Source organism: Alteromonas aquimaris, from assembly GCF_026183695.1.
GTDB classification, from domain to species: Bacteria; Pseudomonadota; Gammaproteobacteria; order Enterobacterales; family Alteromonadaceae; genus Alteromonas; species Alteromonas aquimaris.
The window spans coordinates 159,469-183,385 of sequence record NZ_JAPFRD010000011.1 but is presented as its reverse complement, the minus strand read 5'-3'; the positions used below and the strand labels follow the sequence as shown (position 1 = coordinate 183,385).

Annotated in this window: 21 protein-coding genes; 7 read left to right on the top strand and 14 right to left on the bottom strand. The window is 46.9% G+C overall.

The genetic code is table 11. The annotated features are described in order from the left end of the window. Window positions 1-89: 89 nt before the first annotated feature. Genes OPS25_RS15930 through OPS25_RS10950 form a run of 5 tightly spaced genes read right to left on the bottom strand, consistent with a single transcriptional unit; the run spans window position 90 to window position 6,451 of the window. Complete coding sequence (locus tag OPS25_RS15930; protein WP_265617763.1) at window positions 90-1,361, bottom strand: sensor histidine kinase; 1,272 nt, start codon at window positions 1,359-1,361, stop codon at window positions 90-92. Next, the gene (locus OPS25_RS10965) at window positions 1,358-2,077 is read right to left on the bottom strand and encodes a response regulator transcription factor (RefSeq protein WP_265617762.1); all 720 of its coding nucleotides are present in this window, start codon (window positions 2,075-2,077) and stop codon (window positions 1,358-1,360) included. Before OPS25_RS10965 ends, OPS25_RS15930 begins: the two co-directional genes overlap by 4 nt. Window positions 2,078-2,090: 13 nt before the next feature. Further along, window positions 2,091-3,212: a type 1 glutamine amidotransferase domain-containing protein gene (locus OPS25_RS10960; protein ID WP_265617761.1), complete on the bottom strand. Its 1,122-nt coding sequence runs from the start codon at window positions 3,210-3,212 to the stop codon at window positions 2,091-2,093. Window positions 3,213-3,272: 60 nt separating this feature from the next. Further along, window positions 3,273-5,771: an ABC transporter permease gene (locus tag OPS25_RS10955; protein WP_265617760.1), complete on the bottom strand. Its 2,499-nt coding sequence runs from the start codon at window positions 5,769-5,771 to the stop codon at window positions 3,273-3,275. Beyond that, window positions 5,765-6,451, bottom strand: coding sequence for an ABC transporter ATP-binding protein (locus tag OPS25_RS10950; RefSeq protein ID WP_265617759.1), 687 nt, complete (start codon window positions 6,449-6,451; stop codon window positions 5,765-5,767). The genes OPS25_RS10955 and OPS25_RS10950 overlap by 7 nt, the downstream gene beginning before the upstream one ends. Before the next feature lie 271 nt (window positions 6,452-6,722). Between OPS25_RS10950 and OPS25_RS10945 the strand changes: the two genes are divergently transcribed. Together OPS25_RS10945 and OPS25_RS10940 are read left to right on the top strand one after the other, a co-directional pair. Beyond that, window positions 6,723-9,047, top strand: coding sequence for a Tex family protein (locus OPS25_RS10945; protein ID WP_265617758.1), 2,325 nt, complete (start codon window positions 6,723-6,725; stop codon window positions 9,045-9,047). 273 nt (window positions 9,048-9,320) lie between these two features. After that, the gene (locus OPS25_RS10940; RefSeq protein ID WP_265617757.1) at window positions 9,321-10,460 is read left to right on the top strand and encodes a prolyl hydroxylase family protein; all 1,140 of its coding nucleotides are present in this window, start codon (window positions 9,321-9,323) and stop codon (window positions 10,458-10,460) included. A gap of 173 nt (window positions 10,461-10,633) precedes the next feature. Here the strand turns inward: OPS25_RS10940 and OPS25_RS10935 are convergent, their stop codons facing one another. The 3 genes from OPS25_RS10935 to bioH all read right to left on the bottom strand — a co-directional run bounded on the left by OPS25_RS10935 (window position 10,634) and on the right by bioH (window position 12,682). Beyond that, window positions 10,634-11,467, bottom strand: a complete 834-nt coding sequence (locus OPS25_RS10935; RefSeq protein WP_265617756.1) for a putative metalloprotease CJM1_0395 family protein — start codon at window positions 11,465-11,467, stop codon at window positions 10,634-10,636. A gap of 9 nt (window positions 11,468-11,476) precedes the next feature. Then, entirely contained in the window at window positions 11,477-11,779 is a 303-nt protein-coding gene (locus OPS25_RS10930; RefSeq protein WP_265617755.1) for a hypothetical protein, read from the bottom strand. 105 nt (window positions 11,780-11,884) lie between these two features. Further along, a complete protein-coding gene (gene bioH, locus OPS25_RS10925) occupies window positions 11,885-12,682 on the bottom strand; it encodes a pimeloyl-ACP methyl ester esterase BioH (protein WP_265617754.1) in 798 nt (265 codons plus the stop codon). 60 nt (window positions 12,683-12,742) lie between these two features. Here bioH and OPS25_RS10920 point away from each other — a divergent pair, with 60 nt between their 5' ends. Beyond that, window positions 12,743-13,417: a ComF family protein gene (locus OPS25_RS10920; RefSeq protein WP_265617753.1), complete on the top strand. Its 675-nt coding sequence runs from the start codon at window positions 12,743-12,745 to the stop codon at window positions 13,415-13,417. A 17-nt stretch (window positions 13,418-13,434) separates the two neighbouring features. Here OPS25_RS10920 and OPS25_RS10915 read toward each other — a convergent pair whose 3' ends face one another. Further along, entirely contained in the window at window positions 13,435-16,023 is a 2,589-nt protein-coding gene (locus tag OPS25_RS10915; RefSeq protein WP_265617752.1) for a M14 family metallopeptidase, read from the bottom strand. Between the two features lie 117 nt (window positions 16,024-16,140). On the opposite strand from OPS25_RS10915, the gene nfuA reads away from it, so the two are divergent. The 3 genes from nfuA to OPS25_RS10900 all read left to right on the top strand — a co-directional run bounded on the left by nfuA (window position 16,141) and on the right by OPS25_RS10900 (window position 18,313). Continuing rightward, on the top strand, window positions 16,141-16,719 hold the full coding sequence (nfuA, locus tag OPS25_RS10910; protein ID WP_265617751.1) for a Fe-S biogenesis protein NfuA: 579 nt from the start codon (window positions 16,141-16,143) through the stop codon (window positions 16,717-16,719). Beyond that, entirely contained in the window at window positions 16,700-16,972 is a 273-nt protein-coding gene (locus OPS25_RS10905; RefSeq protein ID WP_265617750.1) for a hypothetical protein, read from the top strand. The genes nfuA and OPS25_RS10905 overlap by 20 nt, the downstream gene beginning before the upstream one ends. Before the next feature lie 972 nt (window positions 16,973-17,944). Next, entirely contained in the window at window positions 17,945-18,313 is a 369-nt protein-coding gene (locus OPS25_RS10900) for a hypothetical protein (RefSeq protein WP_265617749.1), read from the top strand. Window positions 18,314-18,361: 48 nt separating this feature from the next. On the opposite strand, the gene OPS25_RS10895 is transcribed toward OPS25_RS10900, so the two are convergent. Then, window positions 18,362-19,627, bottom strand: a complete 1,266-nt coding sequence (locus OPS25_RS10895) for an MATE family efflux transporter (RefSeq protein WP_265617748.1) — start codon at window positions 19,625-19,627, stop codon at window positions 18,362-18,364. 88 nt (window positions 19,628-19,715) lie between these two features. On the opposite strand from OPS25_RS10895, the gene OPS25_RS10890 reads away from it, so the two are divergent. Beyond that, window positions 19,716-20,792, top strand: a complete 1,077-nt coding sequence (locus OPS25_RS10890; protein WP_265617747.1) for a polysaccharide deacetylase family protein — start codon at window positions 19,716-19,718, stop codon at window positions 20,790-20,792. Here the strand turns inward: OPS25_RS10890 and OPS25_RS10885 are convergent. From OPS25_RS10885 to OPS25_RS10870, 4 genes are read right to left on the bottom strand one after another with little or no spacing between them, the layout of a single operon-like run. Next, on the bottom strand, window positions 20,789-21,376 hold the full coding sequence (locus tag OPS25_RS10885; protein WP_265617746.1) for a GNAT family N-acetyltransferase: 588 nt from the start codon (window positions 21,374-21,376) through the stop codon (window positions 20,789-20,791). The genes OPS25_RS10890 and OPS25_RS10885 overlap by 4 nt on opposite strands. A 4-nt stretch (window positions 21,377-21,380) precedes the next feature. After that, on the bottom strand, window positions 21,381-22,028 hold the full coding sequence (locus OPS25_RS10880; protein WP_265617745.1) for an SCO family protein: 648 nt from the start codon (window positions 22,026-22,028) through the stop codon (window positions 21,381-21,383). After that, the gene (gene cyoE / locus OPS25_RS10875) at window positions 22,025-22,936 is read right to left on the bottom strand and encodes a heme o synthase (protein ID WP_265617744.1); all 912 of its coding nucleotides are present in this window, start codon (window positions 22,934-22,936) and stop codon (window positions 22,025-22,027) included. The genes OPS25_RS10880 and cyoE overlap by 4 nt, the downstream gene beginning before the upstream one ends. Further along, a complete protein-coding gene (locus OPS25_RS10870) occupies window positions 22,929-23,915 on the bottom strand; it encodes a COX15/CtaA family protein (RefSeq protein WP_265617743.1) in 987 nt (328 codons plus the stop codon). The genes cyoE and OPS25_RS10870 overlap by 8 nt, the downstream gene beginning before the upstream one ends. Window positions 23,916-23,917: the final 2 nt, after the last annotated feature.

Genomic DNA, 23,917 nt, shown 5'->3' with positions numbered 1-23,917 from the left:
CTATATGAGGAAAAGCGAGAGTGTTAACACCAAACAAGCTATTTTATTTGCCATGTTCAAATTATCCTTGTTAAGATTTCTCAATTCCGTTAAGCGTTGATTTTTATTTGGATTTCGGTGCCTTGTTCACTTTTCACCTTCAACTCCCAGGCTTGTTGTTGACATAGCCGCTCAACAATAGCCAGCCCAAAACCGTATCCCAGACTGTGCTTCCCACGTACGGCGGGGCAAGTGATTTCGCTGGCAATTTCAGTGTCGATACCAGGACCAGTATCTTCAATCACCAGCATATTCTGGTGGAAACGAATAGTGACTTGTCCACTGAGGGTGTATTGAAAGGCGTTACTTAAAATATTGGCTAACAGTACATCCAGCATACCGGGCTGGGCCCAGACTGATACGTGACAGGAATCCTCCACATTCACTTTGACCGGTTTATCTGCCAGTAAATGATGATGGTTAAGGATAGTCTGCTCGATAATGGGCATCAGTTTTACAGCCGCTTTTTCACTTTCAACATGTTCCGCCCTTGCGAGCATTAACAGGGTGGTGACGATACGCTCCATATTCTGGCTGGCATCATCAATACGTTTGAGCTCTGCAGGCAATGTTGAGAGTTCTTGACGATATACCTCTAGTGCATTTCTAATAACGGCAAGCGGTGTTCGTAATTCATGACTGACATCTCGGGTAAAACATGTTTCTCGCTTTAACGCCTCATTAAACGCAAGCATGGTATTTTCCAGAGACCTTGCCAGAAATCGAATCTCATTATTAGGAAACTGCGTTGAGAAACCCTGCTGCATCTGTCCTGGTTGCATTGTGTTAATTAGATGCGCTAGTTTTCTGAGTGGTTGAGTAGTTCTTCGTCCAATAAGCCACGCAATTAAACACGCAATAAGCGTGACGACAAATCCACTGATGACTAAAAACTTTATGACATCGTCTCTGATTGGCCTAACCAATAATTCCCCACTGACTTCTGCCACCAGCCACGCCTCTGAAAAAGCGGGCAATTTCATTATATGGTAATGACGTCCTTGATCACCGGAAAACTCTTTTCGCTGTGGCTCGCGGATCGCCATCTCACGAATATCCTGAGGAAAATCCTGCCTGGCGAAATAAAGCTTCATATGTTCTCGCCGTGGTGCGGACCAATTGCCAGTGTTACGGTATTCCTGGCTTAAATAATTCATTTCGTGAGCCATTTCACGTTCGATAAAACGGTCTTCTAAGTTGTACAACATAATTAAACTGAGCAAACTGTAAACGGCACAGAGTATGAGGGTGAAAAGACAGAAGCGAATAATGACCTGTCTACTGATGCTGTTAAATTTAGCTAAATCGGGATCGGCTTTCACAATGAGGTATCTTTCTGATCTTGCAACGCAAACCCCACGCCGTGGATGGTTTTTAACATGGCGAATGGGAAAGATTTATCCAGCGCATTGCGTAATTGATAAATATGCGAACGCAATGCATCGGATTCGGTAGGCTCATCACCCCATAATTTATGCGTAAGCTCACTTCGACTGACCACTACCGGATACGCTTCAGCCAGTATAACTAGAATACGATATCCCATCGTGTGTAAGGGTAATAGCTCACCATTGCGGCTGGCTGATTGACGTTTTCTGTCTATTCGCAATGGCCCAATTACCACTACGTCATCGGTTTGTAGCAGGTGTCGCCGCGATAACGCAATGCACCGAACCTCTAACTCTTGAAGGGAAAATGGTTTGGTGAGGTAATCATCCGCCCCTGCCGTAAAACCGGTTATTTTATCCTCGATGGCGTCTCTAGCCGTCAGCATTAAAACAGGCACGTGTCGCGATGACTGTTGCCTAAGCTGACGACACACTTCAATACCATCCATTCCGGGTAAATTAAGGTCAAGTATAACCAGATCGTAATATTCTCGAGTGGCTAACATTAACCCTTGATCACCCCGAACGGCAAAATCAAGCACATGCCCCTGTTGCTCCATATAATCTGCAACATTTCTGGCCATATTTTGCTGGTCTTCCACCAGCAAAATACGCAATGAAGAACTCTCTGGTAACATCGCTGTGCTCATGATTTTTAACCGATTATATAGACAGGCTTTTAAGCATGTCTAGGGCAGGTTGGAAGTCAGGCGTATCTTTTAACAGCGTATTAAGGGTTACTATCGCCGCATTCACCTCGCCCAACTCGTGCTGTACTTGTGCTATTTTTACACCAAGCATCGGATGCTTAAGCGAAGGTTGAGCTACCTGCATCAGTTCCAGTGCTTGCTTGGATTGGTTGTCCGTAGTTGCCACTTCGGCATAGTAATAACCATACATCCCCACCCACTCCAACTGAACGTTTTCAGGTTGCTGCTTGAATTTATCCAATGCCTCTTCTTTACCACTCAGGTAGTCGGCGACGATTGCCAATGTATAATCGTCAGAATAGGGCGCACTCTGTACGGGTGTTTTACCGAGCTGTTCCACCACTTTATTCGCTACCGCAACGGTGGATGCAGGGTTTTGTCCTGTTATAAGTCGCTGATCTATCGCCACGTGGCTCAGCATAAATGGGCTAGACTCGAATTTTGCTCCTCTTTCGGCAAATTTATCTTCTAAAAGAAACTTAAACTCATTTATCCATTTTTTGCCAAACAATTGCTCTTCCTGATTAGTAAACCCATTTATTTTTTTATTCGCAATTAAATAACTTCCATCATCAAGGGTTACATTGACGAGTGCGGCTGGGCCATGACATACGGCCGCCACCACACCATTTTGGTGCCAGACCTCAGCGATAATCTGCTGCAGCGCCTTATCGTCAGGTAGGTCGAACATCGCACCTTTTCCACCCACCACAAATACAGCATCGTAATCCTGCGCATTCACGGCACTGGTGGGAATGGTTTGAGTAAGTTGCGCCATGATATGACGGTTTGCCAACACCTCCGCATTGAAGTCTTTTTCGGGGTTATATTTATCCGCCACGGGCGTACCTCCAGCAGGGCTGGCAATATCCACTTTCAATCCATTTTGCTTGAATACCAAATAGGCTTTGGCGAATTCGTCAAACTCGTAGCCGGGTGCTACTTCTCCAGCCTCTTTTCCGTTGCTGCTAACTATCATCAGTATTTTGCCTTCATCGTTGGCGACCACAGTAAAGGGAATACCAAGTGCAGCCATTGCGAAAAGAGCAAAGCGTAGTAACTTATTTTTCATCATCGTTCTCCTGTTGTTTTGCTCATAATGACGCCTTGTATGTGAAACAGATGTGAAGTCCGGCTAATTTTCTGCCATAAGTTGTCGGATGCTATTATTCAGCGATTGTTTGCTTGCCATCAAACCTAGCGCGGTAACCAATAGCAACACAATGCACAGGGTTGCGGCCAGCCATAGGAAATCTGGTGAATACGCCAGCGAAAACTGTGAGTGATAAATTAGCATGCCGGCCAGATAGGTTCCTGAAATGGCGCCGCAGGCGGCGATTGTGGCAGTAAAAAACCATTCAATTATCGTTAGGCGAAAACAGGTTAACCTGGATAACCCAAAACTTAAGATGACACTGTTACGGCTTCTATCCCGCGCTTCACAGGATTTTACCGTAGCCACAATGACGATTGCCGCCAGTAAGCTAATAATTAGTGAGAACCCACTGACCACCGTGGTTACCATTCCTAACACGTTGTCATATCGACGCATTAAGTCCTTAAGGGTTACCATCCGCAGCGATGGATGTTGCCGCCAAAGCTGACTGAGCTCGGCCCAGTGGGGTTCAGCCAGTTCCATGCTAGCCATGCTATAACGGGCTGCATTGAGGTGAGCCAGAGCAGCAGGGGGCACCTGCATCCAAAAAGTAATCGAGCCATTTCCGGCTTGATACTCGTGACTGGCCACAATCCTGAAGGCAGCGCGGTCAGGGCCAATTTGAAAATATAGCGTGTCACCTAGGTGAAGCTTTAAATCGGTCATCACTTCTTGCTCCACCGAAATCTGTTGCCAGTGCCTTGTATCGGGTTGCCACCACTGTCCTGTTACGACGCGATTATTGCCAGGAATCGTGTCACTCCAATGCAGCCGGATGGGTCGGGAAAGGGTTGCAGCGCTTTCACTGGGATTACTGATAAACTTTGCTAGCGCAATTGAATTCACTTCGAGTAACTGCGCGTAAACATAAGGTTTGTGCTGACGAAGGGAGATATCCTTCTGCCCAGCCCATTGCTGGATCGCGTCCATTTGCGCTGGGGTAGCTTGCGTGACTAAAACATTGCCATCATGTTGTCGGGTATAATGACTCATCGATGCCCCAAAGTCTTTTAATAACATCAGGGTAAAGAGTAAGAGAAAGCACGACAGCCCCACTCCCAGCATTTGGGTACTTTTGCTCACTATGCGTTGCCGCATCATGTAAAGTGAGAAGGGGATAAGTCCTGACATTCTCCTCGTTATACGCTCCAACACATATAATGACCCCCAACTCACTACGATCATCGTCACCACGCAAAAAGCCAATGCGATGACAACCATGAAAGTGAGGGTGTGATTATCTGAATAGAAAAAAGCAACCATAGTCAACCCGACCAGAATCATTAGCTGGCTTATCCATTGCTGCGATTTCAGCGGTGCTTCTCTTAACAGCTGAGCTGCAGAGCAGTTGATAAAAGATAGCCAGACGCGGGAATAAAAAAGCATAAAAACGACTGCCAATATCGCTATCGGCGTATAAAGCTGAGTTACATCCCAAAACCACTCAATATCGGTAAAGGTATCGCGTAACCACTTTACGATTAGCCAGTGCAGTGCTGTAGAAAATAAAAGTACGCCAGGTAATGACCAGGCAAACCCGAAAAACCATTTAAACCAAGAAATCACCGCACCAGGGAGTTTTGACGCTGTCATGCTCATGCATAAAGCGGTGAAAAGCTGATCTTTGCGCACGTGCACGTGAGAAAGTTGCTGGATTCCGATTGCCGCCATGAAAAACAGAATAATTGAAGTAAGCCCAACGAAGTTTTCCACTCTTTTCCAAAATAAGGCCAATGGATGCCCACTCCCTTTATGGTGTATCCTCGCAGCGGGCAGGTTAACGGCCTGCCAGTCCAATATGTTTTGAATGTTCGAGTTATTGGCGGCAATCAAATAACGATGCTGAATCACTTCATCCGGAAACTGCAAACTTGATAAGTCTTCCGCATTTATCATGGCGCGCATATCAACATTATGCGCTTCCAGCAGCCGGTCAGGCTCATGCAAGAGTATGCTGGAAACTTTAAAGGCGCGTTCACCCAACTCAATATCCTCGCCGACATGCACGTTTAACGCCTTCATCAATCTGGGTTCTAGCCAGATCTCTCCTAACCGGGGGATGCCGTTTGGAAAAGAAACCGTCCGCGCCTCGCCTTCCACATCTAGTTGCTGACTGTAGCGAAGCTCTCCCTGCAAGGGATAATCATTGCCCACCGCTTTAAGCGAAATCTGTTGCCATTGTTCATCCCTGGTAATCATTGCTTTTAGTTGCCGCGTCCACACAATTTTTTTAGCCCAGCTGTTTAATTCCTTAATCTGGTTGAGAGTGAGTTTTTGCGAGTGAGATACAACCACGTCAGCCCCCAGTAGTGACTGTAGATTGCGCTCTAAAAAATATTGAATATTCGAGCTGGTCAGGCTTAATGTGACCATAAAAACCAGCAATACTCCTTGGGTCCAGCGTAGCAGCACCTGATGGTTAGCGTACTTCTCTTGATGAAAAAGTTGCCAGGCTAATTTGATAGATGGTCCTAGCATAATGCCCCCCTGCGCGCATCATCTCGTTGCACACCACAATGCCCAAACTCAAGATTAAACACGCGCTGCGCTCTTCGTGCCAGCTTCTGACAGTGGGTGACCACTACCAATGCAGCGTTTTGTTCTTCACAGCATGAGAACAGTAAATCCGCTACGTCATGGGCACTATTTGCATCAAGATTACCTGTGGGCTCATCAGCAAAAATGTACTTGGGTTCAAACACCAATGCCCTGGCTAAGGCCACCCGTTGTTGCTCGCCACCACTTAAGGTGGTGGGTTTGTGGTTCATTCTGTTCGCCAGGCCTACTTTCGCCAACCATACTTCGGCTTTTTCTTCTGCATATTTATCTCCCCGCAGCTTTAAAGGGAGCGCAACGTTGTGCAACGCTGAAAGCTCTGGCAGTAAATGAAATTGTTGAAATACAAAGCCGGTGCTTCTACGTAGGCTGTCCAGCGGTGCAATGGTGTTAGATGTAAAGTAGGAAAGGCGCCCCGCGTGAGGCTGCTCGAGGCCTGCCATAATCATTAATAAACTTGACTTGCCGCTACCTGAAGGTCCGGTTATCGCGTAAGACCGGCCTTGCTGTATGACTAAATTAAGGTTGCTGAACAGATGCACGGTGGCACCTTGATCTGAAAATTGCTGACTCACATTTATTAATTGAATTTGGCTGTTCATGATGCGGCACTTTCTACTTAAATAATGTAATGAAAGTAACGACGCTAAACGATGTTATGTGAAATAAGTATGAAGTGTTACCAATCCGCTTTGATGTTTGCTATGAGTGCTACCTGACGTTTTTGATGCTTTATAGAATCTTGCCAGATTTTAATCTCCCCTCTTAATTTATCAGTGATATACTGCGTCTCTTGTTTTTACGTGAAATGAACCTATCTCTTGGCTGAGACATTCATTCTTCAGCCCTAATTAAACATTCAATTGATAATCTATGATCATATCGACTATTGCGAAAGAACTGGCGGTAAAAGAAAGCCAGATTGAAGCTGCCGTTAATCTTCTGGATGAAGGCGCCACTGTTCCCTTTATTGCCCGTTACCGAAAAGAAGTCACCCAAGGGCTGGACGATACCCAGTTACGTAATCTTCAACAGCGTTTAACCTATTTACGTGAACTGGAAGATCGTCGCAACGTTATTCTTAAGTCAATAAGCGAACAAGGCAAATTGAGTGACGAATTAGCCGCTCAGATCAAAACAGCCGACAGCAAAACTACGCTGGAAGATTTGTATTTGCCTTATAAACCTCGTCGGCGCACCAAGGGACAAATAGCTATTGAGGCAGGACTGGAGCCGCTTGCCGACGCATTATATAGCAACCCTGAACTAGATCCGGAAAACGAAGCACAAGCGTTTGTCGATGTCGATAAAGGGGTGGCCGATACCAAAGCCGCTCTTGAAGGGGCGCGATTTATCTTGATGGAACGCTTTGCTGAAGATGCAGCATTATTAGCTAAAATTCGCCGTTACCTTACCGACAATGCGGTAATGGTCAGTTCAGTGGTTGCGGGAAAAGAAAAAGAAGCGGCCAAATACAAAGATTATTTTGCGCATCAGGAAAAATTTAAAACCGTGCCCTCACACCGCGCATTAGCAATGTTCCGTGGCCGCAATGAGGGTATGTTGCACATACACCTGAACGCCGATCCAACGAACGAGTCTGCCGGTCAGCGCTCAGAATGTGAGAGCATTATTGCCGCACACGTGGAGATTCAGGATAAAGGCCGTCCAGCGGATGCATTTTTGCAGCAGGTGGTGCAGTGGACCTGGAAAATCAAAATCGGCATGCACATGGAAACGGAACTCTTTGCCAGCTTGCGTGAAAGAGCGGATGAAGAGGCAATTAATGTATTTGCCAAGAACCTGAACGATTTGCTTATGGCTGCCCCGGCTGGCTCGCGTGTGACCATGGGCTTGGATCCGGGTTTACGTACCGGTGTGAAAGTGGCCATTGTGGATGCCACCGGTAAGGTATTGGCAACCAATACCATTTATCCCCATGCGCCACAAAATCAGTGGGATAAGTCATTACGCACCCTGGCCGTGTTGTGCCAACAACATAAAGTCACTCTGATCAGCATTGGTAACGGCACCGCTTCGCGCGAAACCGATAAACTGGTGGCCGAGATGCTGAAAGCCCAGCCTGAACTAAAGGCGCAAAAAATTGTAGTCAGTGAGGCAGGGGCATCGGTTTACTCAGCCTCTGAATTAGCCTCGCAAGAACTGCCTGATTTAGATGTGTCATTACGTGGTGCAGTTTCCATTGCTCGTCGTTTACAGGATCCTCTTGCTGAATTGGTTAAAATTGAGCCCAAAGCGATTGGCGTAGGCCAGTATCAGCATGATGTAAGTCAAAGTCAGTTAGGCAAATCACTTGATCAGGTTATTGAAGACTGTGTGAACGCTGTAGGGGTGGATTTAAATACGGCTTCACCAGCGTTGTTAAGTTATGTGTCTGGTCTGAATAAAACCCTGGCTAACAACATTGTCATGTTCCGCAATAACAATGGCGCATTTTCCGATCGTAAAGCGTTGTTGAAGGTTGAGCGTTTAGGGCCGAAAGCTTTCGAGCAAGCCGCTGGATTCCTGCGCATCAACGATGGTACCAATCCGCTTGATCGTTCTGCTGTGCATCCTGAAGCCTACCCGGTGATTGATAAAATTGTGGCGCAAACGAATGTAGCGGTTAACGATTTAATTGGTAATACTGAATTACTGAGAAAACTTTCACCTGATACGTTTACCGATGAACAATTTGGTCTGCCCACCGTCAAAGACATTCTTAAAGAACTGGATAAACCTGGCCGCGATCCGCGCCCAGAATTTAAAACGGCGGCGTTCAAAGAAGGTGTGGAGACCATTAGCGATCTTAAACCAGGCATGATATTAGAAGGCGTGGTGAGCAATGTGGCAAATTTTGGGGCCTTTGTGGATGTAGGCGTGCACCAGGACGGTCTGGTTCACATCTCGGCACTGACTAATAAGTTTATTTCCGATCCGCGCGAAGTAGTCAAAGCGGGAGACATCGTCAAAGTGAAAGTGATGGAAGTAGATGTAGAGCGCAAGCGTATTTCCTTTACTATGCGATTAGATGAAACCCCTGCACCAGCCAAGGCCGCTGTACCTAAGAGCAAATCTGCATCACCCCGTTCTAATTCCAAGGGACACAATAAAGGCCAGCGCCACGCTGCGCCGGCGCAAAACGCGGCGATGGGTAATGCCTTTGCTGATGCGTTTGCGAAAGCCAAGCAGAAATAAGTTAATAAACTCTGCTATCGTGAAAAACGCAAATGTGGAGGAATGCAACAGTCTTGCATTCCTCTATTGCGTGTATAATCGGCTTTCTTAAAGCCCACCACCCTACTTATCCTTCAATCTTACACCTCACCCATAAACCTGCTGCGTGTCATCCCCCGCTGTGAAAACGTCATCATTTGGTAAAATGCGATTACTTGTACAGAATGTCAGCAGTTGTAATGTCAATGTAAGGGCGTTAGTCTTTTAGTTTTTAAATACCCGTGCAGGCAGTCAATGAACGGAGAGGCTTTCTTTCAACAAGCATTACAACATTTTTCGCGTCAAAATATTCCAGCAGCAAATCAGGCTCTTACTCAAGCTGCACAGTTTGGCCATTCAATGGCAACCTTGTATCTGGCTGAACAATATTTTCGACAGCGACCAGACGATGCTTATCAATTTTTACAGCAACGTTGGAATGCTGGGGTAAAAGGAACACTGCATCGTCTGGTAACGTTGAAAGCATTTTTCGATGAACCGGACTTAACCGTAGCAGATTTTAAATTATTACACAGTGAAGCCATAGCGGGGCACGCTGAGTCTATTCTGATTCTTTTGAATCTGAGTGATGGGCATAAAGATCAGGTCTTTTACGCAGCGTTGTTGCAGCGATTTGCGCCTAGACTGTTACATGATTTGGCCCTACACGATCTCACTAATCAGGTTAAAGAATACGCCGAACAAAATGCTGACATTGACGATTTACTTGAGTATGTGTGCCGAAGTTGGTTTGCGCGTACTCATCATGAACCTGTATTAACGGTTGAAAAAATTGGGATCAAATTATACAGAAAAGTAATTTCTCAACTCTGTTGTAACTACATAACGTTGCGTTTACAACCCCATCTACAACCGTCAATGGTGCATGACCCCGTAACCGGTAAGGGCATCAAAAACGACATTCGTACCAGTGATATCGTTCCCATCACTCCCGATCATCTCGATTGGTTTTGTCTTGAAATAGACATGATCCTTGAGTCATTAACTGGAATAAGCCGTAAACGCGGTGAATCAATGAATTTACTGCGTTATAAAAACCATCAGGAATACAAGCCCCATTACGATGCCATAGTTGGTCAAGGGCCTGAATTTGATAAGATCCTAAGTGATGGGGGTCAACGGGTGAAAACTGCGATCACCTATTTATCAGACAACTATACGGGTGGTGAGACAGAATTTCCAAAGCTTGGTATTCGTGTAAAAGGTAATGTAGGCGATGTACTGATTTTTGATAACTGGACACGCGACGGGGCCACCTTGCGTGATTCGTATCACTCAGGTCGGCCCGTGACACAGGGCACTAAGTGGATATTAACCAAATGGCTGCGTGAATCCTCCACGCATTACGGTGGAATGGTTTACCCGATGAAATAAACCGGTGAAGCACCAACAAATGTTGCTGCCGGTATCGGTAGCACATCCCCATCACAAAGGTCGGTCATGCCGCTAAGCAAAGTTGATTCATTACGCACAAAGCCGGTTAGTCAATGCGCACGCACGTGATACAACCCGTTAGACAGAAAAACTTTTGAACGAAGGCGAAAGCGTTATGCGCTGGCAGAAAAGCCACCACCTTTTGGTGATGCCACACCTTGGTAGTGTTGTTGGATAACGCCTGTGCGAACAGCCATGCTAGTTGCAGTTGCATTGTTCGTAGATATTGAATTGTCCACATCAGCTAAACGCGCCTTTAGTCCCGCCGTCGGAGCGACTTGCGCTTTTTCTTTGGCTAACTCTGCTTTAGCTTCGGCAGATTTTTGCTGCGCTTCGGCAGCCACTTTTAAATCTTGTTGAGAGGGTTGTTCAGGTGCCAACGCGGCTGCGCGAACCTGCTCCATCTTTTGAATGGTTTTTTCAGGCGTGGGCGCTTCAGAAATATCGATAGACACTTCGCCACCCACAGCATAGCGCTTGCCGTCGGGGCCTTCCTCATATTCATATTGAGGCGCGCCGGCATATTGCCCCCCTACAGATGCGTGAGCTTCTTCATGACGACGTACTTCGGCATCACGATCTTTTAATTGTTTGAGCTTTTGTTCTTCTGCTTGCTGTTGTTGTTTATCTTCGGCACTATCTTTACCGGCGCTCTCGCCGTTTGCCTCATCCTGCTCGCTGTTATTTGCCGCTTCCTCCTGCTGAGCAAGTGCTTCACTTACCTGAGACTGGATTTGAGGCTTTTCATACACAAGGGGGCCAGCAAGTTGGCCCGGTGAGCGCGCTCGATCAGAATCTGAACCTAGTCCCTTGTTGTTATCCCCCTGATCAGAGGCGGAGGTGGCGGGAATGGTTTCTATTAACAGGTTGTCACGACGCGCCGCCTCGGTATTAACGTTGGCAGTACTAAACACCACATTGGTAGGGATGGGCGTGACGATGTTCACTGTTTGCTTCTAAGCAAGCGTATCGATGATGGTTCCGAGATTATCAAATGACGTGCTCAACACTTTTGCGTTGGCTTCGGCGTTGATACTTCCCATCTTCAACGAAACTAAATCAGACGTCATATTGCCCGCTGAAGCAGACGACTGACCCGATGTACTGGAGCCACTACCATTTTGGTTCTGACTCTCTGACGTTCGCATAGTACGCTCGGCGATATTTTCAGACGCTTGCGTAATATCAGCTTGCGCTTGTTGAAGGCCGCTATAGCCCGCCGCAAATGCCGACGCCATACCTGAATCAATACTGTTCAAAATACTTCTACCTCTTACTACCCGAGGTCAATTATTATACAAAACGGCGCTAATTAAAAAGGCAGTCACCGTAAAAACACCCATTTTGCGTATGCAATAATATACTTAGGTAAGCTGCGTCATAACAAAATGCCTAATGATGTCGGCGGTTTGCTGGGGATGTGAAATAAAAGGCGCGTGTGAGGCGTGGGGTAACACTACGGAATCAGCCTGCGGATGCAGCTTGCAGATTTGATCCACGCTGCTTGGCGGAACCAGACTGTCCAGCCTGCCATACAACCGCAAAGTCGGTTGCTTGATGCGATTGATATCCTGGCGTAAATCTTCAGTGGATAAGAGCCGCAGCCCCTCGGCCAACGCCTTTTGTGCGGGCTCAGGGTATTCATGAATTGCTTGACGAATCGCTTTTATATCCTGTCTGGCGGTAGCACTCCCCATTGCTTGAATCGCTAAAAAGCGCTCGATGGTTTTTTTGTAATCAGTTGAAAGCTGCTGTTGAAACTGTGTCAGCAATTCTGCATCTATACCAGGCCAACCTGACGCCTGCTCAAATTTTGGCGAAGAAGCGATGGTGATTAAACCTGTGATGGTATGTTCATGCTGCAGAGCTAAATATTGTGCAATTAAACCACCGAGCGACCACCCCACCAAAACAGAGCGTTCTGACAGTTGAGAGGCGATTAAGTCTGCTAATGCAGGCAGGGAAAAGGGTTCGGGAACAATATGGCTATTTTCACCAAACCCAGGCAAATCAATAACAGTTAACGTAAAGTCATTTTGCAAATAAGGAAACAGCTGCGAAAAAGCGCCCCCATTCATGCCCCACCCATGTAGAAAAATCAGTTCTTTTCCTGTCCCAACCGATCGGGTGATCAGCCCACTACGTTTATGAGAATCTAGCACGTCGTACTTCCTAAAAATTTGTTTTCACACTACATACCGCGCAAAGAAGAGAGCAGATCCATGCTGAGACGATTTTTACCCAACCTGACCTGCCTGTTTTGCTGCCAATACAGCGCCAGCGCGGTATGCCGGTACTGCCAGTATGATACCGTGTTTTTTCACCACCCTGACAAACCCCCAAACCTGCTGCTGCGACCAGAGGTGGCGCGCAATATAAAACATTCAGCCATCGATGGGCTCTATGCCATCGGTCCTTACCAATGGCCGTTAAATCAGTTAATTCTCAGGCTTAAATCATCACGGGATATGGTGCCAGCTGACATCTTGACGAAGTGGTTTTCGCAAATGCTTGGCGACACCCCGTTACCCGAAATTCTGCTACCTGTGCCTATCACCTATTGGCGCTATTATCAGCGGCGCTACAATCAAGCCAGCGAGCTGGCTAGTTTGCTTGGTCAACGCTTGAACGTGCCAATGCACACGCAATGGGCTAAACGCAAATCAGCAAAGCAGCAGACCGGCCTGAACCGCCAACAGCGCCTGCAAAATTTGCGTCAGGCTTATAAGGTAACGCAAGCATTACCTTATCGACACATTGCTATCATCGATGACGTCATCACCACTGGCTGCACGGTAGATGTGTTGGCAAGGCAGTTACGACAACGTCATCCGCGCATCAAGATTGATATCTGGGCGATGGCGGTGACACTCGCTCCTACCAGCAAACGCGCCTAGCGAGGCCCATTTCAACCCTATTTGATATGGGCTGATTGATAAATAGCGTTACTCATCAGCTTGTTAGTGCCGTACCAGTAGCCTCTAAAATGAATATTGTCGGTAAATGCGATGATGACACCTTCTCCAAGCGGTTGACTGATGACCGCTGTGGTAGCTGCTATCATCTTAACCAGCTCAGGTGCGGTATACCCAGCCAGCAAGGGCTCCTGATTATAACGGGCGATAGTGGTAAACGGCGAATTATCACTTTTTACGATTAAGTTGCTCGACTTAAATACTGGGATGGCGTCTCGCTGATAACCATAAAAAAGCGGATGGGTCTGATCAATAAGCATTTCGTAGGTTGCACCGGCAATTAACTTCTTCGCTTCCAGCGCTTCTTTATCCGCATAGCGCAACCCTTCAGTGGAAAAGGCCTCTTCAATGGCTGAATCTTCTTCAATTTCCACCTCTAACCAACCACTGGATTCAAAATATTTTAGTGCTGACTGCTGTCCTATTAATACACCACCGTCCTGGATCCAGGCACTTAACTTTGCGGCAAACAATTCATCTAGTGGGCCGTAGTCGCCGCTTACAAAAACCACATGGGTGTAATCTTTTAACGAGACTTCTTTTAGCCTATCTAACTCTACGACACTGACCGGTAACCCCACTTTGGTATCGAGGTAATGCCATACCTCGCCCACATCGTATTCACTGGCTTCTTCTCCTCCCACCAGCAACAATTTAACGGGGGTGATGGGCGCCATCTTACCACTACCGATATCAATACCCTGGCTGGTTAAACCGGTTGCTATAGATTTCACCGGCACCCCTGATTGACTGCTAAGCTCACTTAACGTATCCACTATATTTTGGTCTTGTAATGCCATTGGAATAAGAATGGTGCCACGTCCAAATTGATGATTTTCGCTGTTAGTCAGGGTAGCTGTAAATGTCTCGCCGGCAGAACGCACCTTGACTCCCTTTTCGAGCAATGCTTGCAAGAGCGCAGGCGCATAGTAGTGATGCCATTCGAAAGCATAAGCATAGGCTTTAGCATCAATCTGCGTCGTCCCGGCTTGATTCAGAGTAAAGCTGTCTGACGTTTTCACTCGCCTGCGGTGGCGCTGGCTCACTTCGTCGAATTCGATATTGAAGGCAAACGGTAGATTCCAGCTTGATACATCGTAAAAGGTGTTATCTGTAAAAGATTGCCGAGTGGAAAACAATGATTTTACCAAACGATATTGGGGCTGGTTCAATGGAATGAATAATGACGAGTCAGCATCATACCGCTGTTTATCCACCTCCAGCTCTTTGCTTATGCCACGATATTCTATCTGATGCTGGTCCAGTAAATTAAGCATGGCTTGGGCACGCTGCTGGTCCTTGGGCATGCGCATCACATAACCAAACACATCATCTTCATCTATAAGTTTTTGCGTGTTTTTTGCAAAATTAGACTGGTAGTTTAACAGTGCCGCTTTATTGGCCAACGCCCCTTCTAAAGTACTTAAACTGGTCGTAACCTGATTTTGAATGGTGTCAGCAAATTCTACGTCACCGTTAATGGACGATTGCACATGACCTCGACTGCTAGCCTGTTCAAACAGGATACCGATACTGCCGTGCGCGTCAGGATAGGTTGAGCCTTTGCCATAGTAAAAATCGTCAAAGGCTTCCTGAGAGAAATACAGTACGTTATTGGCATCAAATGCTTTGGCGTGAAACTTGGCCAATGCCTCGGTCAAGGTGACATTCGCATCGGGTGTCCAGGGGTTCTTGCGGGATGCAACCCCGGGCTGGAAGAAATAGGTGCTGTCGGTATCCATTTCATGCGAATCAGTGAGCACATGCGGTCGCCACTTATGAAACTGATGAATGCGCGCCTGTGATTCAGGATGGGTGAGCAATAACCAGTCTCGGTTTAAATCGAACCAGTAATGATTTGTCCGGCCTGAGGGCCAGCCTTCCTGATGTTCACGATGTTCAGGATCGGCATTCAACTGCTTACCTTTATGCATGTTTGCCCAATGGGCGAAGCGCGATAGTCCGTCCGGATTCAGCGAAGGATCAAGAAGCACAATCGCGTTGTTTAGCAGTTTGTTTATCTCCTCACCTTGAGCTGCAGCCAGGTAATAAGCCACGACCATAGCTGCGTTACTCCCCGATGGCTCGTTTCCGTGAATGCTATACCCAAGATACATAACCAATGGGTTATTTTTGTTCGCATTCTGCTTGCTATCCAACGCGGCGATATGTTGTTTGCGCAATGATTCAATGTTGTTTTGATTGGTTTTGCTGGTAGCGGTCAGTAAGACGAGGGGACGCTGTTCATGAGTGTATCCGGTCACCTCGATAGATAGCCGGTCAGAAGCATTTGCCAGTGCCTGCATATATCCTACTAATTGATCGTGACGCACATGCCATTCCCCTACCTCTGTACCGAGATACGCCTCTGGCGTTGGAATAGCAGGATCAAAGGTGATGTTTTTAGGAAGATAAGCCGCGGCAGGTCGGCCGCCCTCATCGACCTGTGGAAATTTAGCTAATGATTGGGTCGTGCATAGTAAAAACACCACACCCACCGACGATATCAACATTTTCAGTTTCTTCATTACCAAACCTTGTTCATGTCTGCTGAACTCACGTAAAATTCTGTGCAATACTTGACTGTTTTACTCAAGTAAATTTGTTATCATAGTCTGAACATTAATTCGAGACAGGATTTGTTAATGATCACTATATCAGAAGAAGCGCAGGCACACTTTGCTAAATTATTGGAAAAACAAGAAGCTGGAACCAATATTCGTGTGTTTGTGGTGAACCCTGGTACATCATCGGCAGAATGTGGTGTCTCCTATTGCCCACCGGACGCGGTAGAAGACTCCGATGTGAGACTGCCCTTTACTGGCTTTGACGCGGTTGTGGATGAAGAGAGCGCACCCTATCTGCAGGAAGCTGAGATTGATTACGTTACGGATCAAATGGGCTCTCAACTTACACTGAAAGCTCCGAACGCTAAAGCCCGTAAGGTGGCTGATGATGCGCCCTTAGTTGAACGTGTTAACTACATGATTGAGTCAGAAGTTAACCCGCAATTAGCCAGCCACGGTGGTAAGGTAGTACTCACTGAGATTACCGAAGACGGCTTCGCTGTATTACAATTTGGCGGCGGCTGCAACGGTTGTGCAATGGTGGATGTTACTTTAAAAGAAGGCATCGAAAAACAGATGCTGGAGCAGTTTGCTGGTGAATTAAAAGGCGTAAGAGATGCCACAGAACACCAGGCTGGTGAACACTCCTACTACTAAAATGGATGCCGAAACTCGCTTTTTCGGACTGAGCAAAAGCTGGCACCGCTTTAAGTGGGGATTGCTGGTTTTTGCGTTAGGTGCCAGTGGCATGCTGTTCGCCGATGCGCAGAGCATAATTACCTTATGGGTTAGTGTGGCGATAATGCTGATGGGTTTCGCCCTGGCGATGAGCGGTTACATCGGCATCTTTCTCAATCGCTTCACCCGGCTGCGTGAGTCCCGGTCGCGACATAATCCATTTGATGAATAGGTAACCCATCGTTACCACACCCTGATTATGCTTGTATAAAACACCAATGAATTGCTGGACGCCTGAGTTGTAGTGCCAGACAAAACCCTTCATGAAGATAACGGGCCCAGGCTTTTTTGTATAGTACGATGGCTTTCTTCTGTCCGAGAGTTAACGTTAAATATTACCCCGCGTGTTCATGCATGAGTATACATCAATCGTAACCAGTTCTACTCTGAGACCTCATCAGTGCGGAGCCAGCAAAAGTTCTGACTGTCATCCCCCTGCCAATGTGTGTGTTTCTCGAACTGAGATGCCAAGGTAATATTATGCGTGGATGAATATGACTCCATTTCACCGATTCAAAAAATAAATGATACCAGTTTTGAAGTTCTGTTTTAGGCCTAGAAAGGTCGATATTATTCTGGTTTGTGTACCGCTTACAGCGTACGTTCGAAGTTTTGCATGCTTTATCTCGCATTAAGCGCTCGCTTGTGCGTTTCAACCCCAACCGCATTGATGTTTGATGAGCGCAGAGACAGAGGCGGGTATTTAGTCAAGGCATGTTTGTGAAAAGTGAAGGAGGCTAGAGCCTGTCGAGCCCGGGTAACGGGAAAAAGATTTCAGCCCTGATCTGCCCTACGCGCGGCTTTTTACCCTTTGCGGCAGGATAACTGCCCTTACCAAAGCCCATAGACAGCGTTCACTTTCCTTCTTCTGTTTTACAATTGCAATCCGTCCAAGGTAATACTGTCTCAAGCCCGACAAGAGAATTCGTGGCGGCCAGTTTAGCTACATAAAATGATATTATTCATAATAAGTGATCGTTGGCATACGTCATGTCGGCTACATCAGGGACATGCTCCCTGCTACAAGCCCAAAAAATAAGAAAAAACGAACCTATTTACTACGCCAATAAATATATTGACAGCATGTTTCATTTATGTGAAGTTAACATTTCATTTACACAGCTTATGTTAAACGGAAGAAGCATTGCTTACAAAAATACAGGGCTACTTAGAGACTCATCCGCGAGCAAAGCTTTTCCTGTTGCTGCTTGCAGTCTTACTCGCCTCGCCCATAGCAATGGAACTGCTTATCTTTCTGCAATACGGCGGCATCGAGGTCGCTTTTCTCTGTATGGTAGCTACTTTCAAACCCTATTTAGCTAAATTAAGTGCCTACCGCCAATATTTAATAAATTTGAATAAAACCATTGTAAAAGTGGTAGTTGAGCATCAAGTCACCCAGCCTCGAGCATTCTTATTTAATTCAACTATGTCACTGATTATTATTTTTGTTACAGGCAGTATTACGATGTCACTAATCGGATGGTTGATTAGTTTGACATTATTGAGGTGAGAGCAAGAGGGTGAGGTGTAAAGAGATACTGTGTTGTGGGCATTAAAATTAATCATGGCAGCTATTTTGACGACTTAACCAGGCGAAATAGCCTCCCAATACCACCCCTCTGCTAAGTAAAAATGCCAGTAACGCATACCATAGGGCTTCATTGCCAAGATTTTTAAGTGCATACCATGTGGGAAAATACACCAGCGCGCTTACTAACATGCTATTGCGCATCGCTTTGGCGCGGGTCAGACCCACAAAAACACCATCGAATAGAAAACACCAGTGCCCCACTATCGGTAGCCATACCATCAGAGGCAGATAGGTCATGGCGGCCTGCTGAAGCTTGGTAATATCGGTGAGCTGACCAATGATAATGTCGCCGAACAGGTAAAATCCAATAGAATAGAGTAATGCAAACAGACTGGACCAGAATAACCCTCTTAACGACGTAGTTTTAATTTCGTGTTGTTTTTTTGCACCCGCGGCTTCACCCACCAGCGCCTCCACAGCGTACGCTACCCCATCTAACCCCAGTGCAATTAAGACAAAAAATTGCATGAGGATAGCGTTCACGGCTGCCGCAGTTTGCCCATAACGAGCGCCCTGGAAGGTCAGAAATGCCAGACATAATTGTAGAATGAGATTACGCAGCAAAATATTACTGTTTAACGAGAGAATCGTTTTGCGCGCAGCTTTACCAAACCATTCTCGCTGCGGCTTAACGGTGTTGCACAGAGGGAAGGCAATAATCAGCGCCATGGCCACCATGGAGTATTCGGCAATGACACTGGCTGCGGCTACTCCCGCCACTGACCAGTTGAAGCCCAATACGAATAGCAGGTCCAATCCGACATTAAGCATATTCCCTACGATTTGAATCAGCATGACGGCTTTGGTTCGCTGTTGTCCCACCAGCCAGCCAATCATTACCAGATTCAATAACGCGGCAGGTGCGCCCCACACCCTGACAGAAAAATAGGCCTCTGTATGCACAGAAACCAACGCATTGGGATCAGCCAGTAGCAGACCAATTTTTAACACGGGGACGTGTAACACTAACAGTGCAAAGCCAAGCGCCAGTGCCACCGCTCCTCCCTGCCATAGCACCTGCGTCGCTTGCAGGGTGGCGTTGCCTGTATTGCCTTTGGCCTGAGCACTTAAACCCGTGGTCGACATCCGCAGAAAGCCACACACCCAATAAATCTGGGTTAGGATCAGCGCGCCGATGGATGCCCCTGCTAACATAGCAGATGAATCCATATGCCCCATTACCGCCGTATCCACCAAGCCCAACAAGGGTGTGGTAATATTTGCCAGAATCATCGGCAACGCCAGCTGTAAAAGCTGCACGTGTGGTTTAAAATAGGCGGGCGTATTCAAAACGTAAGCAATTTATTATTAAGGAGAAAGTGTGCAGTGTATCATGACATGGTTTAGTCCAGCGAAAATCCTGGGAGTGGTGCTAGGATGTGTGGGTTTCTCAACGGTCGTGCAGGCAGCAGCAGATAATGCGGTGATTTTACTCTACCACCATGTTTCAAATGAAACACCCAAGAGCACCAGTATCAGTCCTGAGCTTTTTGCCGAGCACATGGCATATTTGGATAAACATCACCAGGTAGTATCGCTTCAAGAAGCCATCAATAAGCTCAAGAGAAAAGAACCGCTGCCCGACAAAACGGTGGTGATCACCTTCGATGATGGTTATGCCAATATTCTAGAGAATGGCCACCCAATTTTAAAACGCTACAATTTCCCCTACACCATTTTTATCAACCCTGATGCGATCGGTTCGCAGAAAAACCAGCTAACCTGGCAACAGGTTATAGCTATGCAGAAAGAAGGAGTAACCTTCGCCAACCATACCTTAGACCACTCGCATCTACTCAATCGTCAGCAAGGGGAAAACGACGACGACTGGCTTGCACGAGTCTGGCGTAATATCGAGCAGGCAGAAAAGGCTATCAAAGATAAAACCGGTCAGTCATTTAGGTATCTGGCCTATCCATTTGGCGAATATAACCAGTCTCTGGCTGTAAAGTTAGCGGATGAAGGTTACACTGGCTTTGCGCAATACTCTGGTGCGATCAGCAGTAGTAGTGACTTTACTACCTTGCCTCGCTTTCCCGCCGCCGGTAATTATGCCCGCTTAGAGACACTGAAAACGAAGTTAAACAGTTTGGCAATGCCGGTTAAATCCAGTTCCATCAGTGACCCGGAAATTAAGGGGGCTAAACTAAAAGAAAATATAAAAGTGACCGTGAACAGTGAAGATGTTGTTTTGAACCAGTTAAATTGCTTTTTTCAAGGGCAAGCTATCGAACGTGAGATAAAACACCATACGTTTGCATACACCGTCAAAGAACCCCTGCCTGTGGGCCGCTCACGGGTAAACTGTACCGCTCCATCTAAACAGTATAAAGGCCGTTATTACTGGTATTCTCAACCCTTTTTTGTAGCCAACGAGAAAGGACGCTATCCGGACTAAAGTGATTTGCTCATGTGTACAAAGGGGGGGGAAACACCCTTCTTTTGAAAGCCCTGAGTAAGGTAAAATTGGATAGCCCCCTTATTTTCGCTTTCCACATCCAAAATAAGGCTGCGCTTGTGATGCTTAACTGCCTGCTTCACCATTTCTTGTAATAATGCAGTGGCCACCCCGGTGCGTCTGTAATCGGGGTGCACCGCCACGTGGCCCACCCCGAGCTGGTTTTGGCTGGGAACCTGCAACGACTCAGCAATGTGTTGGCTGCGAGCAATAACGCTCAATGATTCTGCTATTCCGAAAAAATCTGTAATACTCATCAGCGTTTGATGATCAAAGTCCTCGGGAAGCTTATCATGCCAGCAGGTGATGATACCGACCGGCAGATTGCCGTCGCACGCCAACCAATGATTGCTGCAACCGTATTGCCCGCTTTGATTCATCCAGGCATAGTTAAGGAAATCGAGTGTTTTTTCCTTGTCGCCATCGCCAAAAATAGTACACAACAACTGCTCGCCTGCCTGATATAGCAGTGTAGTGGCGGCGTGAACATCCGCTGGGGAGGCTTGGCGGATGACAATATTCATCGTTTTAATCAGCTGCCAGGGCAGCCATATCATGCAGGATTTGCTGACTATCGGTAATAGCTGGCATACCCTGCTGATGTACCGGTTTAAAGCGACCAATAACCTGAGCCTGAGGGTTCACCAAAATCACCGACGCGCTATGGTCAACCAGGTAATTCGGGTTTTCGGTGCTTTCAGATAATGCATACATCAACCCCATACTGCGTACGAAAGGGAATAACTGGTCATGATCCCCCGTGGCCGCGACAAATTCATCATTGAAAAAGTGGGTATATTCTCTTAAGCGCGCCCTCGTATCGCGTTTTGGATCCACTGAGATGAAAACCACCTGAATCGGGTGTTCACTTTGTATCTGCTGCAGTTCCGGGTAGATGCGATTTAAGGACGCCAAGGTGGTGGGGCAGATATCAGGGCAGAAGGTATACCCTAAAAAAAGCAGTGACCATTTGCCCTTTAAGGTTTCCAGCGTAAACGGCTCTCCCTTTTGGTCAGTAAGATTAACCGTTGCCAACGCGCGGGGAGTGGGATATTCACTTAAAAACTCGGTTTCAGGCCGGCTATCAAACCCGGGCGGTGCAATGTATATCGCCCCGATTACACCCCCAAGTAATGCCAATAGCGCGACAACTCCGACGATAGTATGTTGTTTCATAGGATCACAGGAATGTAGTGGTCGACTAGCAGGACAATGAATAACAACATCAAATGCAAGATGGAATATTTAAAGGTCTTCATTGCCACTTTTAAGTCGGTAGAACGTTTCAGTTTCCAGGCATAGTAAACAAACCCAGCATTCAATGCACTAGAACCCACCAGATAAATTAAAGCCGTCATCCCCGTTAGATAGGGCAATAGGCAAACCAGACAAAGCAATACGGTATAGAGTAAAACGGACGTCTTGGTAAATTCCAGACCGTGCGTCACGGGCAACATCGGCACTTTCGCGCGCGCGTAATCTTTATGGCGATGAATTGCCAGCGCCCAAAAGTGCGGCGGGGTCCAAGTAAAAATAATCAGTACCAGTAGCAAGGCATGCGCGTGAATTTCGCCTGTTACCGCAGTCCAGCCCAGCAAGGGTGGCGCAGCCCCGGCCAATCCGCCAATCACAATATTCTGCGGCGTGGCACGCTTAAGAAACATGGTATAAATCACTGCATAGCCGACTAAACTGGCAAGGGTGAGCAGCGCAGTAAGACGGTTTACATAAAGCTCCAGCAAAACATAGCCTGCTACGGCTAACAGCGCGGCAAAAATAAGCGCGTGAGTGACTGATACTTTACCTTTCGCCACCGGTCGATTAACGGTGCGAGCCATTTTGCTATCAATTTGATGATCAACCACATGGTTAATGACCGCGGCAGAGGACGATAACATACCGATACCCAACAACCCCGCCACCAGTACCTGCCAGCTGACCCACGCGGGTGTGGCTAAACACATTCCAACCAAAGCAGTCAGCAGCAATAACAGCACCACCTTGGGTTTCGTCATTTCATAGTAGTCGTGCCAGCTTGCCTGAATTTGGTTTGCAGCTACGGAAACCGATACTGATTTACTCATGATAACCCCTTTGAAGACGATGAAGATGGAATGCGATCCAGACCATAACCAGTAATAACGTGGCGGCTACCGCATTATGTAATACCGCCACCGATAGTGGCAGACTAAACACCACGTTACTTACCCCTAAAGCTACCTGAATGCCAAGTACCGACACTAACATCACTGCAGCGTGTCGTTTGAGCTGGAATTGTTTTATTTTGGCTACTCTGGTCGCAAACCAGAGTAAATATAGAAATGTTACCAATGCGCCGACTCGATGCACCACGTGCATAGTCATGCGTTCATCGTAATTGTGAGCGCCGAACTCGTAATTTTGCGCTTCAGGAATACTGAATGCACCGGCAAAATCCAAGCGCTGCACCCATCCACCTTCACATATGGGAAAGTCAGTACATGCCAGTGCTGCATAATTGGCCGACGTCCAGCCGCCAAGCCCAATTTGCGTTATTAAAATAACCAGACCGATGGCGGCTAACTTGAGTGGAGGCTTGGTTGGCAGTTGCTGAACAGGGGTACGGGAGTGCTTCAGTCGTAAAAATAACAGGAACAAACAACTTAGTACGGCAAAACCTCCCAACAAATGAGCCATTACCACAGCGGGGAGTAAGTTGAGGGTGACGGTCCACATACCTAGTGCAGCCTGAAAGATTACCAGCCCGACCAGAAAAAGAGGGAGTTTCACAGGGCGTTGTTGGCGATTACGCAGTGCAAGCGCGGCGATGGCAACAATCACCAAGCCCAGCGTACCGGCAAAATAACGGTGGATCATTTCATTCCAAGCTTTGTGCGCTTCTACCGGGCGTTCCGGAAAAGCCTGGTTGGCAGCGTCAACGTGTTCCCCTTTTGGCACCGTAAGGTGACCATAACAGCCCGGCCAATCAGGACAGCCTAAGCCGGCATCGGTCAGTCTGGTATAAGCCCCCAGAATGATGACAACGAACGCTAGAAAAATACTGAAAATAACTAACTTCTTCATGC